The organism is Aeromonas intestinalis, from assembly GCF_054052485.1.
The window spans coordinates 17,899-32,031 of sequence record NZ_JBSTYK010000003.1 but is presented as its reverse complement, the minus strand read 5'-3'; the positions used below and the strand labels follow the sequence as shown (position 1 = coordinate 32,031).

Genomic DNA, 14,133 nt, shown 5'->3' with positions numbered 1-14,133 from the left:
GGGTCTGCTCTCAATAACGATTTTTATTTCATTCGTTTGTCTAATGATGCGCCACCTGGGGCGTGAAAGAATGGATTGTGCTCATCTAATTTAACAATCCAATGACGATAGCATCCCCTGCGACATCCGGTGCGGGTCGGGCCGTGGCACCGACCGCAGTCAGTATGGGGCGCAGGGTGAACTTTATTTACTTTTTAATCAGTATCACGGCATCCGATGCCAGAAGTTGCGCCAAGTCATTGTAGGAAGAGAAATTTAGTGAGGGATCTGGCCTGCGATCATTTTTGTGATCCCGACCCGCATCCAGCAGGATGTTGGTCAAATGGGTCGGCTGGGCGGGCGTGAAAAGCGGGAGTGATGGCTGTTGAAAGGAGAGAGGAAGAAAAAAGGCAACAAAAAACCGGCACTGGGCCGGTTTGCTGTACGCCATCTTGTGGCGTCAACCGATGGCACAAGGCGCATCGGGGAATAATGGGGTGGCTGATGGGGCTCGAACCCACGACAACCGGAATCACAATCCGGGACTCTACCAACTGAGCTACAGCCACCACTGAAATCTGCCCTTAAATCCGATGCTGCAAAGAGTCATCGAATTAATGGCGCGCCCTGCAGGATTCGAACCTGCGACCCACGGCTTAGAAGGCCGTTGCTCTATCCGACTGAGCTAAGGGCGCTTTGTATCGCGGAGTGTGGACCTCCACGATGAACCTGGTCGGTGATAAAGGATTCGAACCTTTGACCCTCTGGTCCCAAACCAGATGCGCTACCGGGCTGCGCTAATCACCGAGATGTTACTGCTTGCACCGTCTATCCAGCATACCGAGCACGGCACCACTGGGCAACGGGCGGGCATCATACCCAAGCGGCAAACACAGCGTCAACGACTTTTTCCGCCAGTAAATTCAAGTGCCTACTTATTGCCCGCCCTGCGAGAGCCGCTAACACCCGCGCCAAAAAAATGCGACAATGCGCACAGTTGAACACAGGATGAGTGAGAACCGATGTCTGCCAAAATCATTGATGGAAAACAGGTTGCGCAAACGATTCGCAGCCAGGTCGCCAAACAAGTCCAGCAGCGCCTGGCCCAGGGAAAGCGTGCTCCCGGGCTGGCGGTGGTTCTGGTGGGAATGGATCCGGCGTCCCAGGTCTATGTCGGCAGCAAGCGTCGCGCCTGTGAAGAGGTGGGTTTCGTCTCCCGCTCCTACGACTTGGATGCCAGTGCGAGCCAGGAAGAGCTGCTGGCCCTGATCGACCGGCTCAATGCCGATCCCGAGGTGGACGGCATCCTGGTGCAATTGCCCCTGCCGGCTCATTGCGACGCGACCCAGGTGCTGGAGCGGATCCGCCCCGACAAGGACGTGGATGGCTTCCATCCCTACAACATCGGACGCCTGGCCCAGCGGATTCCGGCGCTGCGCCCCTGCACCCCCAAGGGGATCATGACCCTGATTGAAACCACCGGGATCAAGACCCACGGCCTGCATGCGGTGGTGGTCGGCGCCTCCAACATCGTCGGTCGTCCCATGATGCTGGAGCTGCTGCTGGCGGGTTGTACCACCACCACCTGTCACCGCTTCACCCAGGATCTGGAGACCCAGGTGCGCCGCGCCGACCTGCTGGTGGTGGCGGTGGGCAAGCCGAACTTCATCCCGGGTGAGTGGGTCAAACCCGGCGCCCTGGTGATCGATGTGGGCATCAACCGTCTGGCGGACGGCTCCCTGGTGGGGGACGTGGAGTTCGAGACGGCCCGCAGCCACGCGGCCTTCATCACGCCGGTGCCGGGGGGCGTCGGCCCCATGACGGTGGCCAGCCTGATGGAGAACACCCTGATCGCCTGCCAGGAGTACCACGACGCCTGAGAGGGGCGGCGAGGATAACGCCGACAAGCAGAGGCTGCTACTCGGCGCCGCCAGGGCGATATAGTTGGCTGTCGGCGCGGGTTTGATGGTGTTTTCCATCGCAACAGCGTTTGCATGCAGCATGAAAAGAGGGAAGGCGATGCCTTCCCTCTTTGCTTTTGCGTGTCCCGGCGAGGCTGCCCTGCGATGAGGCGGGCAGGGGCCGCGTCAGCGCGGCCTCAGATCAGCGCCAGGGCCGCCGCCAGATCGGCGATGAGGTCGTCCGCATCCTCCACCCCGATGCTGAAGCGGATGAGATCGTCGTTCACCCCGGCGGCGAGGCGGCTCGCCTCGTCCATGGCGGCATGGGTGGTGCTGGCCGGGTGGCAGGCCAGGCTCTCGAGATCCCCGAGGCTCACCGCCTGCACGAACAGTTGCAGGTTGTCGAGCAGAGTGGCGCAGCGCTCAAAGCCCCCCTCCAGCTCGATGCTCACCATGCCGCCAAAGCCGCTGGCGAAGGCGCCGAGGGCATCGTGGCCCGGGTGACTGGCAAGCCCCGGGTAGATCACCGTCTTCACCGCCGGGTGGGCGGCGAGGAAGTCGGCCACTTTCTGGGCGTTGTGCAGATGGGCGTCCATGCGCAGGGGCAAGGTCTTGACCCCGCGCTGCAGCAGATAGGCCTCCTGCGGCCCGATGGGGGAGCCGATGTGCTTGAGGGCCACGGTGCGGATGGACTTCATCAGGGCGTGAGAGCCCGCCACCACCCCGGCGATGATGTCGCCGTGGCCGCCCAGGTACTTGGTGCCGCTGTGCATCACGATGTCGATGCCAAGCTCCAGCGGACGCAGCAGATAGGGGGTGAGGAAGGTGTTGTCACACACCGTGATGGCTCCCACCTTGCGGGCCGCCTCCACCACGATGCGGGGATCCACCACCTTGAGGGTGGGGTTGGTCAGCGTCTCGAACAGCACCACCTTGGTGGCGGGGCTGATGTTGGCCAGCAGATCCTGATCGCTGTCGTAGGCGGTGACCCGGATGCCGGCGCGGCTGAAGGTCTGCTTCAAGAAGGCATCGGTACCGCCATAGAGGGGGCCGATATAGGCCACTTCATCGCCGCTGTCCGCCAGGGCATACATGATGGCGCTCACTGCCGCCATGCCGCTCGCCACCACCAAGGCTTCGTCTGCCCCCTCCAGCGCCGCGAGTTTCAGCTCCAGCTCTGCCGTGGTGGGGTTGCCAAAGCGGCTGTAGATAAAGCCCGGCGCCTGGCCGGCGAAGCGCTCCTTGCCCGCCTGGGCATTGACGTAGCTGAAGGTGCTGCTCTGGTAGAGCGGGGTGGTGAGGGCGCCGGTCTGGGGATCGATACGCTGGCCGCTGTGCACGCTCATGGTCTTGAATTTCATTGTTTTTCTCCGTCATTGCCAGGCTGGCTGGCCATCTGCTTGATCTGTTTATTGTGGCTGGGGAAGGGCGTTCCTTCCCGAAAACGGGATGGCATTGGGCCATCCCCTGTCTGTTCATACGGGCTCGGGCAGGGCGCTGGCTGTGTCCCGTCGGGCCGCTTGGGTGACGCCATAGTGGCGGGCCGCCACGTCCGGGTGGGAGCGCAGTCGTCCCTTGAGCACGTTTTCGCCCACCTCATAGAAGAGCGGATTGGCGGGATCGCTCTCGGGCCCCTGCGCCTCGGCCGCCTGCTCGGGTGAGAGGGTCAGCAGCGGCACCCTGGCGTCCAGCCTCGCCGCCATGAAGAAGGCGAGAGAGAGGCGCGAGACGCCGGGGGGCGGGCTCTTCACCCGGTGCAAGGTTGCTTTCAAGTAGCCGTTGGAGGCGAGCTCCAGCAGCTCGCCGATGTTGACCACCAGAGCGCCCGGCAGGGGCGGGGCGGAGATCCAGCCGCTGGCCGTCTCCACTTCGAGGCCGGAGTGATCGTCCTGTATCACCAGGGTCAGGTAGCCCGGATCCTTGTGGGCGCCGACCCCTTGCCCACTGCCACCCGCGACCTGTCCCGGGTAGTGGATGAGCTTCATGTGCTGATAGGGGGTGCCGCGAATGCTCTCATCGAAGACGCCCGGTGGCTGGGCCAGTGCCTCGGCGAAGGCATCGAGCAGGGTGAGCGTGATGCCGGTGAGTCGCGCCTGCCAGGCCAGCAGCGCCTCCTGCATCTCGGGCAGGGCCGCCGGCCACTGGTTGGGACCGATGAGCCGCTGCCAGGGCTGATGGATCTCTGCCGCCGGGAGCGCCGCCTCTTCCCCCATGATGTCGAACTGCTCCCGCAGATCCGGCCGGGCGCGGGTGAGCTCGGCGCCCACCTGGTTGTAACCGCGAAAATGGGGGGAGTGCACCATCTGCACCGCCCGTTTTTCCTGCTCAGGCAGGGCGAAGAAGCGGGCCGCCAGCGCCAGCATCTCCCGCTGCTGCTCCGGGCTCAGATCGTGGCCAATCAGATAGAAGAAGCCCACCTCTCGCGCCGCCTGGCCGAGCCTTGCCAACATCTGGCGACGGCTGTCGGGGGCACCGCTCAGGGCGGCGAGATCGATGATGGGCAATGACGTGTGTTCCATGTGTCTCTCCTCAGATGCTCGCATACGGGCGCTCCCGCGTTCCAATGACGAGGTGGCTGCCGCCGCTGGCCTGGTGGCCAGGATGAGGCGGGTAGCCAGGGGCTTGAGGGGATACTAAGGTTCGGAGTTATAACGGCAAAACAACGAATTATTCTTAGTTATATACAAAATTCGAAATGGAATTCGTTTTATATTCGGAGTGGATGGCTTTAACGGCTTCGAGGCCAGGCGTGGCACGGCTTTGCTCATCGGTGAGGCTGGTACCGGACGCTTTGGCCGACAGGGGCGAGGCAGGCAGCGAAATCTGCTGCTTTAGGATAAAAAATACGAGGGAGGCATAAGCCTCCCTCGTTTTCATGGTGTTTTTAGCTACCCTCTGACGGAGCGTCAAGGGGATGGGAAGATCAGTAGCCCAGGGTGAAGCGCTGGCGCAGGTGGGCGGGTTGCTCCGCCTCGTTCAATACCCCGTCGGCCAGATCGCCGACGGTGATCCCGGCGGGCTTGTCGCCGCTAAACAGCACCTGATCACCACCGAGCCGGTAGCCGCCGCGCTTCTCGCCGGGTTCGAGGAACACGGGGGGGGAGACGAAACGCCAGTCGAGGGTGCTTTCTTCACGCAGCGCCGTGAGGCCGTCGCGAGCGGCCAGGGCCCCCTGCTTCCAGGCAGCCGGGAAGTCCGGGGTATCCACCAGTTGCACGCCGGGAGCGATCTCCAGGCTGCCGGCGCCGCCGACTACCAGCAGCCAGCGCTTGGCCGCCTTGGCGGCCGTGACGATGGCGCTGGCCCCCTTGAGATACTGCTCATGGATGTCCGGCACGTCCCAGCCCGGGTTGTAGGCGCTGATCACCCGATCCTGCCCCTCGAGGGCGGCGGCCAGAGCCACGGGATCCTGGGCATCCACCGCGACGGCGCGCACCAGGGGGTGGGGGGCTATCTTGCTCACGTTGCGCACGATGGCGGTCACCTGGTGACCACGGCGCACGGCCTCATCGAGGATGGCTGCACCGACAAAACCACTGGCACCGATCAGGGCAATTTTCATGGGGATTCTCCTTCACTGTTGGAATGAGCTCATCCTACGCCCCCGAATGTGATTTAATAATCCACTATAAACTGCAATCACTTGTAAGCTGGATTTAATAATGGATCAACTCAGGCGCTACGCCATCTTCGCTGCCGTGGTGGAGGCGGGCACCATGACGGGGGCCGCCAAGGTCCTCGGCATGACCCCCTCCGCCGTCAGTCAGCACATCAGCCAGCTGGAAGCCCTGCTCGGCCTGACCCTGCTCCATCGCTCCACCCGCAGACTCAATCTGACGGAGGCGGGAGAGGTGGTGTGGCAGGGGTGCCAGTCCCTGCAGCAGACCCTCAACCAGACCGAGTTGCGCCTTGCCGAGGTGCGTGACAGCCTGCTCGGCGAGGTGCGGATCACCGCCCCTGTGGGCATGGCCGGGCAACCCCTCGCGCGGGCGCTCTCGCCGCTGCTGCAGGCCCATCCCGGTCTGTGCATCCAGTTAATCGCCGACGATGGCAAGCGGGATCTCATTGCCGAGCGCATCGATGTGGCGCTGCGGGTCGGCACTCCGCCCGATTCCACCCTGGTGGCGCGCAGGCTGGGACAGACCCGGATGATCTTGTGCGCCGCCCCGGCCTATCTGGCGCGCAAGGGGACTCCCCGCAGTCCGGTGGATCTGCTGGATCATGAGTGGCTGGCCTCGGATCTGCTGGGGGGCGCCCTGGCCTTCTTCGATGAGAAGGGGCAGGCTTACAGGGTCAAACCCAAGCCCAGGGTGCAGTGCAACAACGTGTTGCCCCTGCGCCAGTTCACGTTGGCGGGGCAGGGGATCTCCCTGCAGCCGGAGGGGGAGATCGCCGAGGATCTCGCGGCGGGTCAGTTGCTCGCCTTGCTGCCGGATTATCGGGTGGCCCCCATGGAGATCCACGCCATCACTCCCCAGCGGGAGATCCCGGAGAAGGTGCGGCGGGTGATCGAGGCCCTGCGCCGCTATTTCGCCGACGGCGTGGGAAATCTTTATCAGCGATAAGCGTTGCTTGATGATGGTTTTGCGGTCGTTTTATCTGTCTTTTATTGTTTTTGTGAATTATTGATCTTTCATTTTTATTCAATGTGAATGTTTGCACTGCCGTGGAGTGTTCCGACCGTCGCGTCCGGCCATCGGCCCCGGGTCGGCGAGGCCGGATCCGGGCAGGGAGTGCTTGCCCCTGGCTGGGCGGCCATGTTTAATGTCCCCACCCCGGCATGGCCGCCTTCTGTTTGCAACGCACACCATGATGACCCCGTCCGATCTGCCCACGGCCCTTGCGCCGAGCCCCGCCACCCGCGCCCAGTTCACCCGCATCGAGCGGGTACTCGACTATATCCACCACCATCTGGCGGAGCCCCTCTCCCTGGAGCAGCTGGCCCTGCAGAGCTGCTGGTCCCGCTGGCAGTTGCAGCGGGTGTTCCTGCATGAAACCGGCTTCACGGTGGCGCAATATGTGCGAGAGCTGAGGTTGAGCCAGGCCGCCGAGGCGTTGCTCTCGACGCGGCAGCGGGTGCTGGATCTGGCGCTCTGCCATGGTTTTGGCTCGGAGGTGAGCTTCAGCCGCGCCTTCAAGCAGCAGTTTGGCTGCTCCCCCGTCGCTTATCGCAAGCGAGGGCTGAGGCTGGGACTCTTCATGCCGCTGGTCCGGGCCCAGACGCCGCAGGCACGGGCACCCAGGCTGATGCAGGTACGGGTGGAGAGCCGGCCGGGCTTCCTGCTGCAGGGGGTGAGGGGGGAGATCCGCGGACTCTTTGCCGAGGCGCCCGACTTTCAGCAGCGGGTGCCCGCCATCTGGGGCGCTTTTCGGGCGTGGGGCATGCCGACAGGGGACTGCGAGTTGCTGGGGGTGGTGGATGTCTCCCTTGCCAACGAGGCGGCGCTGCCCTATTGGGCCGGGGTCGCCGTGGAGGAGGAGGCTACGTTGCCACCCGGTCTGGCACGGCTGCGGGTCCCGCCCCAGGCGTATGCCGTGCTCACTCACGTGGGCCCCATCGACGAGCTGGCCGGCACCCTCAACTGGTTCATCCTGCACTGGCTGCCGGGCTCGGGGTATCGGGGGCTGGATGGCTATGAACTGGAGTCCTACGGCCCGGGCTTCGACGGCCAGCAGCACGATGCCCGCATGGAGTACTGGCTCCCCATCGCCCCCTGCGAGGACTAGGCTTGCGGCCCCTGGTGACAGGGGAGAAAGCGCTGGCTGAAGTCACTGGGGGGCAGGGGCTTGGCGAAGAAGAAGCCCTGCTGGTAGTCGATGCCGTAGTGGCGCACCATCTCGACCTGATCCCGGGTCTCCACCCCTTCGGCCACCAGTGCCACCTCCATCCGATGGGCCAGATCCAGGATGTTCTCGACGATGAGCCGAGAGGGACCCTCTTCCTGGATCCCCTTGATGAAGCTGCGGTCGATCTTGATGATGTCCACGTGAAATGTCTGCAAGTAGGAGAGGCTGGAGTGGCCGGTGCCAAAATCGTCGATGGCCACCAGCACCCCCATGTCGTCGAGGGCGTCGAAGATGGCCAGGGTCTGGGCATCGCACTCCAGCATCTCCCGCTCGGTGAGTTCGAGCACCAGCCGGATGTCGTGCCCCGCCAGGGCGTCCAGGAAGGCGTGGCATTCACTCACTATCTCCTGACTCCTGAAATGCTGGGCGCACACATTGAGCGCCACGTGAAAACCGGGGGGCAGGCGGTCTGCCACCGTGCGCAGGTGGTCGAGAACCTGCTCCATCATCTGGCGGGTCATGGGCACTATGTAGCCGCACTCTTCCGCCAGGGGGATGAAGTGGTTGGGGGCTATCATCCCCTGCTCGGGGTGGTGCCAGCGCATCAGTACCTCGCAGCCGCACAGCTTGCCATCGCGGTCCATCACGGGTTGCAGATAGGGGATGAACTCGCGCGCCGCCAGGGCCCTGGCCAGCTCGCGGCGCGGTGAACCGCCGCGACCGCTCAGGTAGAAGGTGAGCAGCCCCAGCAGCAGGGCCAGCACCGGGGTGGCGAGCAGGGTGTCGCGGTTGTAATCCCAGGCGAAGGCCAGGATCTGCGAGTAGCCGTTGAGGGCCACCAGCCGATAGGGATGCCCATCGAGGGAGGTGGAGAGCAGTTTGCCCTGCTCTTCTAGCAAGGGGGCGGCGCTCTGGGGACGACCATGACCGTCGAGAGCGCGCTCTCCCAGGATGAAGAAGAGGTTGTCCTCTCCCTTCACGGCTTGCAGGGCCCCGAAGATATGAAAGCCGTCCAGCTCGGCCAGCAGGGTGCGGCCACCGATCTGTTTGCGATAGAGGATGGCGGTCTGGTTGGTGATGGGGCTGTGGCTGGCGAGGATCAGCGTCTGATTGCCAAACAGGTAATGAGGCAGATTCTGCTCCTGCAGGGGCCGGTGCAGGGTGGTGCAGATCAGGCGGCTGCCCTCCAGCACATAGAGTGCCCTGACGTAGGGGGAGGCGATGATGAGATCCCGCAGCGCCAGGACGTTCTCCTTGCAGGCTTTGCCGACCAGGGGACGTGCCTCCTCGATCAGCTGCTGGCTGTCATCGATGGCCGCGTCGATCATGGCCTCGACATGGCGCAGGCTGCGCTCGTTATCCTTGCGAAGGCCGGTGGCGGCCTGCATCAGGTTGAGCATGGTCAGCGCGACAAGCAGACCCAGGCTGAGCAGGCAGGCGAGGCGCAGCCGCTGCGCCAGAGTCTCAGTCGGCATAATGTATCCGATTCTTGCCACTGTGTTTGGCGTCATAAAGGGCCTGATCAACCTTCTCGATCAGTTGTGAGGAGGACTCCTGTCGCCACTGGCCGAGGCCGGCGGAGAAGGTCACCACCATATCGGTCTCACGCCACTGGCGTACCTCTATCTGCTGGCGCCAGCGCTCCAGCAGGGCGTAGGCGGCCTCTTTGTCATTGCCCGGCACTATGATGGCGAGCTCCTCGCCCCCATAGCGATAGAGGTTGGCCCGGCTGCCAGCCTGCTGCATCCCCACCTGTGCCACGGTCTGGAGCACGATATCTCCCATGGGGTGGCCTCGCTGGTCGTTGATGGCCTTGAAGTTGTCCAGGTCAATCATGCCGAGGAAGAAGGGTTGGCCGCTGCCGACCCAGGCCGCCAGATCCTGATCGAAGCTGCGGCGGTTGAACAGGCCGGTGAGGCCATCCGTGGTGGAGGCGGTCACGGCCTCCTGCATCTGCTCGTGACCATGCTGGATCTCTTGGCGCAGCAGATGGTCGGGTTTGTCCAGTTCGAGGCGCCCGACCCGCATCATGGCGACGATCTGGATCAGCATCTTGTTGATGGAGTTGCGCAGGGAGCCCCAGCAGAGCAGGCAGATCAGCAGGCAGACCGGAATGGCGATCAGCAGCAGATCGGCATCGGCCCGGCTGGCGTCGTTGAAATCGTCATCGCTGACGGCATAGATCACAAACCAGTCCGGGTTGGAGAAGGAGTAGTAGTAAAAGTGGGTCCGGCTTTGCCTGTCATGGAGATGATCTTCCCCATTGGTCATCTTGCCGATGAGGATGGGATCGATGCTGTGGCGAAACAGGTTGCTCACATCCGAATGGAGCAGGATGTCACCGGCCCTGTCCACCACGTAGAACTCTCCCCTGAGCGGGCTCTTCAACTGGCGCAGCGGGTAGCTCAGATGCTCGAGGTTCAGATCCATGGCCAGGGTGCCGAGGGGATAGCCATCCTGGCTGACGATGAGCTGGGAGAAGGAGACGGTCTGCTGTCCCGTCTGCGCATTGGTGTAGTGATCGCTGTAATTGATGAACAGGCTGCGGGAGGTGGAGGATCGGAACCAGGGGCGCGTGGTGGCATCGAAATCGGCTGCGACCGCCAGGAAGGGAACGGTATTGAAGTGCCCCTGCAGGTCGGAGGCCACGATGCTCGAGATGTTGGGATTGATGGACAACGTTTGTATCAGCACGGTGCGCAATGGGGATTGCTCTTCATTGAGGAAGGCCGCCAGCCTCGGTTCATCGATGAAGTTGCTGGTCTCGTTGAGGGTGTATTCCAGCGGCTTGAACTGCTGCTCGATGAACTGGGTCGCCATGTTGTGGACGAACATGGCCGCCATCCCGTGATACTGCTGCTCGGCCGCGCGCTGAATGATGTAACTGACGGTCGCCATGCCGATGGTGAGGGTCAGCATGATCACGCCAAAGGAGACATTGAGCTGGGTGTTGCAGTGCAGATCTTTGTTGATGATGTTGTTCATGGGCGCTGTCTGGAGGCCTTATATTGTCTCAAATAGGGCTGTTCTTGGGGGAGGGGAGTCTATCGTTCTCTCTATTAGTAGCGCTTGACCCGGATCAAGCGAGTTGATGAAAAAAGAGTCATAACTCTATTTTTGATGTCGCAAACCTTCAACTAGGCAACATTTCTCTCTAAGCAATTCATAAATGGTAATTATTCACACTGGTTTTGTGTGGTTTTGCCATATAAATGATTTCGCCCCGTGGCGGTCGTTGGCCGCTCGCTCATCTACCCGCAACACGCGGTCAAATGGCACCGAATAGACGCCTTTCTCACGATTTTCCCGCCAACATGCCCCAAATTGTTAATTCAGGGGCAAAATAGAACAATAAAATGCAAATGAGATTTGTTACTATTCACATGCAGTTGGCAGTCGAGGATCAGATGCAACTTGTTCACCCCCCATTGACCGTGGTCGCCGCGACCATTTCCGCCCTGCTGGCAGGCTCAGTGCTGGCCGCCACTCCCCAGGATGCCCGGGAGAGTGCGGTCAACGAGACCCTGACCGTGCTCGGCCAGACCTATCGCAACACCGCGACCAAGACCCAGCTCGACCCCATCGAGACGCCGCAGGCTATCTCGGTGGTGGATAGCGAGACCCTGGATCAGCGCGGCGTCAGCTCGGTGAGCGAGGCCCTGCGCTACGTGCCCGGGGTCAACACCGAGCTGCGTGGCGGCGCCGTCAACCGGTTGGATCTGTTCAACATCCGCGGCTTTGACAACTACCAGAACTTCTATGACGGCCTGTTGTTGCAATACAACGAGTGGAACCTGCAACCCCAGATTGACCCGGTCGCCATCGAGCAGCTGGAGGTGTTCAAGGGGCCGACTTCCGTGCTCTACGGCAGCATGCCGCCCGGCGGCATGGTCAACCTCATCGCCAAGCGCCCCCAGCGGGAAGCCAAACACAGCGTGAGCGTGGCCACCGGCACCGGTGCCCTGAAAGAGATGAGCTTTGACAGCACTGGCGCCATCAATGAGCAATTTGCCTATCGGGTGGTGGGGCTGGCCCGTCAGAAGGACGGCCAGGCGGTGACCTCCGAAGAGGAGCGCTACGTCTTCGCCCCCTCCCTGGACTGGCAGCTCGGCGAGCGTACCCTGCTGAACCTGAACCTCTACTACCAGAAGGATCCGGAAGCCGGCATCTATACCACGGTGCCGGCGAGCGGTTCGGTCAAATCCAATCCCCTGGGGCAGCTTGGCAGCGATACCTTCCTCGGCGACGAGAACTGGAACGAGTACAACCGGGACGTGACCCTGGTCGGTTACAAGCTGAGCCATGCCTTCAACGACAGCTGGCAGGTGCTGCAGAATGCCCGCTACATGGATGCCTCGGCCTATCAGCACAACACCTACAACGCCGCCCTGGCGGCAGACAACCGCACCGTTGCCCGCAACGCCTATTTGACGGACGAGGATTCCCGCGGCTTTGTCATCGACAACCAGCTGGCGGGCAAGGTGATGACGGGGGCGGCCCAGCACAACCTGCTGCTCGGGGTCGATTATCAATATCTGGATGCACGGGTGCGTTATGAAGACACCCTGGATTATTCGGCCCCCAGCATCGACATCTTCAACCCGGATCACAACCAGATAGTGCCCGATGCCCTGCGCTTCCCCTATCAGGACAACAAGACCATCCGCCAGTCCCAGACCGGCGTCTATCTGCAGGATCAGGTACGTCTGAACAGGCTGGTAGCCATCGGTGGTGCCCGCTACGACAGCTACCGGATGGACACCGACAGCCACACCCTCTATCAGGGGTCGGCCAGCCAGTCTTTGGCGACGATCGATCAGGACAATCTCTCCTTCCGTCTTGGCGCCCTCTATGAGCTGGACTACGGCTTCTCCCCTTACGTGAGCTATGCCGAGAGCTTCGAACCGGTGCCGGGGGCGGACAAGAACGGCAAGGCGTTCGATCCCTCCACCGGTCAGCAGTGGGAGGGGGGGCTCAAATATCTGTCGGATGACATGAGCAAGACCTTCACCGTCGCCGCCTTCCACATCACCAAGGAGAACGCCCTGGTGACGGATCCGGACAACATCTATGGGCCCAAGCTGCAGACCGGCGAAATCGTCTCCAAGGGGATAGAGCTGGAAGGGCGGGTGGACATCACCAGCAACCTGGATCTGGCGCTGAGCTATACCCGTCAGGACATGGAGATCACCCGCGACACCACGGATCTGCAGGGCAAGACCCCGGTCTGGGTGCCCAAGCAGATGGCATCCCTCTGGAGCAACTACCAGGCGGGCGGCAGCTTGCAGGGGATGCGCGTCGGTGCCGGCCTGCGCTATGTGGGGGAGGCCGAGCTCGACGCCGCCAATACCGATACGGTGCCGGATTACCTGCTGATGGACATGTCCGCCTCCTACGATCTGGCCGAACTCAGCCAGAGTCTGAAAGGGGTTCAGGCATCCTTGAGCGCCAGCAACCTGTTCAACAAGACCTACTACTCCTGCTACGACCAGAACAACTGCTGGTTCGGGGCCGAGCGTAACGTGGAGGCGAGACTCAAATACGCATTCTAACCCTGCGTCCCGGCCAGCGGCCGGGCTTATCCCACCCCGGGTCGCCTGCCCGCGAACCCGGCGCCACGCCAGTGTTCGGACTGGATGCCGTGCCCATGGACACGGGGCGCCTTGGCAGCCTGGCGGCCCGTACGCGAGCTCGCCATCTGGCGGATCATCATGCCCTGTGCACCGCCGCCACCTCGCTCATCGCTTCCCTCAAGGGGGAACCGGTGGCCGGGGAGGCACCACTGCTGGTGGCGAGTGGCACTCGCCAGAGCGCGTCCGAGCTGGCCCTGGCGCTGCACGACCATTGGCGCCAGGCGCACCCGGAGGCAGGCCCTGCCTACTGGCTGACCCGCAGCTGGGGCATGCTCTGCTGGCAGTCCATCTATCTGGCCATGGTGGCCGTCTATCGGACGGGTACTGTGCCGGCGCTGGACAGGCTGGGGCAGGGGTATCAGGCGGGGGTGGTGTCCGGTTTCAGCTTGCCGGTGGGGCCCATGATCACAGGGGAGCGAGAGGTGCTGATCGCGGCGGCAGGTCAGCGCCTGCGCACCCACTGGCAGCAGCTGTTCGAGTTGTTGGCGGGCGTGCAGCGCCTGCGCCCCGGCTTCATTCGGCCGCTGCTGGCGGACGATCTGCTGGCGGCCCTGGTGCGGGTGCCGGACTTCTTCGGTGAGGTCGCGCATGAGGAAGTGGCGAGGGAGGCCCCCCTCTGGCTCGCCGCCTGTGGCTTGCCAAGCGATCACCTGGCGGGCTGGCGCTCGTTGCAGGCATCGCCCGTGGTGGAGGGGGCGCCTGCCTATGTGCGCCAGCGCTGCTGCCTGCACTACAAGCGGCGGGACGGCGAGCTGTGCGGCAACTGTCCGCGCAGGCAGGGAGCCACGAGCTGCGATGAGGCCTGATGGCCTCGGGGTAGATGACGATGCGTG

The 14,133-nt window shown here is 62.9% G+C and carries 11 protein-coding genes and 3 tRNA genes; 5 read left to right on the top strand and 9 right to left on the bottom strand.

Annotation, left to right across the window (positions count from 1 at the left end):
• Positions 1-187: 187 nt before the first annotated feature.
• From ACW5W7_RS04445 to ACW5W7_RS04430, 4 genes are all read right to left on the bottom strand, one after another.
• On the bottom strand, positions 188-430 hold the full coding sequence (locus ACW5W7_RS04445) for a hypothetical protein (RefSeq protein ID WP_456500891.1): 243 nt from the start codon (positions 428-430) through the stop codon (positions 188-190).
• Between the two features lie 42 nt (positions 431-472).
• Positions 473-548: transfer RNA gene (locus ACW5W7_RS04440), tRNA-His, on the bottom strand.
• 49 nt (positions 549-597) lie between these two features.
• A tRNA-Arg gene (locus ACW5W7_RS04435) sits at positions 598-674 on the bottom strand.
• A 35-nt stretch (positions 675-709) separates the two neighbouring features.
• Positions 710-786: transfer RNA gene (locus ACW5W7_RS04430), tRNA-Pro, on the bottom strand.
• 215 nt (positions 787-1,001) lie between these two features.
• Here ACW5W7_RS04430 and folD point away from each other — a divergent pair.
• Positions 1,002-1,859, top strand: a complete 858-nt coding sequence (folD, locus tag ACW5W7_RS04425; protein WP_434662613.1) for a bifunctional methylenetetrahydrofolate dehydrogenase/methenyltetrahydrofolate cyclohydrolase FolD — start codon at positions 1,002-1,004, stop codon at positions 1,857-1,859.
• A 218-nt stretch (positions 1,860-2,077) separates the two neighbouring features.
• On the opposite strand, the gene ACW5W7_RS04420 is transcribed toward folD, so the two are convergent.
• The 3 genes from ACW5W7_RS04420 to ACW5W7_RS04410 all read right to left on the bottom strand — a co-directional run bounded on the left by ACW5W7_RS04420 (position 2,078) and on the right by ACW5W7_RS04410 (position 5,442).
• On the bottom strand, positions 2,078-3,241 hold the full coding sequence (locus tag ACW5W7_RS04420) for a trans-sulfuration enzyme family protein (protein WP_456500890.1): 1,164 nt from the start codon (positions 3,239-3,241) through the stop codon (positions 2,078-2,080).
• Positions 3,242-3,355: 114 nt separating this feature from the next.
• On the bottom strand, positions 3,356-4,399 hold the full coding sequence (locus ACW5W7_RS04415) for a 2-oxoglutarate and iron-dependent oxygenase domain-containing protein (RefSeq protein WP_434662609.1): 1,044 nt from the start codon (positions 4,397-4,399) through the stop codon (positions 3,356-3,358).
• 404 nt (positions 4,400-4,803) lie between these two features.
• Positions 4,804-5,442, bottom strand: a complete 639-nt coding sequence (locus ACW5W7_RS04410) for an NAD(P)H-binding protein (RefSeq protein ID WP_434662607.1) — start codon at positions 5,440-5,442, stop codon at positions 4,804-4,806.
• A gap of 100 nt (positions 5,443-5,542) precedes the next feature.
• On the opposite strand from ACW5W7_RS04410, the gene ACW5W7_RS04405 reads away from it, so the two are divergent.
• Complete coding sequence (locus ACW5W7_RS04405; protein ID WP_434662605.1) at positions 5,543-6,445, top strand: LysR substrate-binding domain-containing protein; 903 nt, start codon at positions 5,543-5,545, stop codon at positions 6,443-6,445.
• Positions 6,446-6,689: 244 nt separating this feature from the next.
• The gene (locus ACW5W7_RS04400; RefSeq protein ID WP_434662602.1) at positions 6,690-7,607 is read left to right on the top strand and encodes a helix-turn-helix domain-containing protein; all 918 of its coding nucleotides are present in this window, start codon (positions 6,690-6,692) and stop codon (positions 7,605-7,607) included.
• Here the strand turns inward: ACW5W7_RS04400 and ACW5W7_RS04395 are convergent.
• Together ACW5W7_RS04395 and ACW5W7_RS04390 are read right to left on the bottom strand one after the other, a co-directional pair.
• Positions 7,604-9,142 (bottom strand): EAL domain-containing protein, encoded by a 1,539-nt coding sequence (locus tag ACW5W7_RS04395; RefSeq protein WP_456500889.1) that lies wholly within the window; start codon positions 9,140-9,142, stop codon positions 7,604-7,606. The two genes, ACW5W7_RS04400 and ACW5W7_RS04395, sit on opposite strands and share 4 nt — an antisense overlap.
• Positions 9,132-10,652: a sensor domain-containing diguanylate cyclase gene (locus ACW5W7_RS04390; protein WP_456500888.1), complete on the bottom strand. Its 1,521-nt coding sequence runs from the start codon at positions 10,650-10,652 to the stop codon at positions 9,132-9,134. Before ACW5W7_RS04390 ends, ACW5W7_RS04395 begins: the two co-directional genes overlap by 11 nt.
• A gap of 422 nt (positions 10,653-11,074) precedes the next feature.
• Here ACW5W7_RS04390 and ACW5W7_RS04385 point away from each other — a divergent pair, with 422 nt between their 5' ends.
• Positions 11,075-13,219 carry a TonB-dependent siderophore receptor gene (locus ACW5W7_RS04385; RefSeq protein ID WP_456500887.1) on the top strand — a complete coding sequence of 715 codons (2,145 nt, stop codon included), beginning with the start codon at positions 11,075-11,077 and terminating at the stop codon, positions 13,217-13,219.
• Between the two features lie 95 nt (positions 13,220-13,314).
• Positions 13,315-14,106 (top strand): siderophore ferric iron reductase, encoded by a 792-nt coding sequence (locus tag ACW5W7_RS04380; protein ID WP_456501109.1) that lies wholly within the window; start codon positions 13,315-13,317, stop codon positions 14,104-14,106.
• Positions 14,107-14,133: the final 27 nt, after the last annotated feature.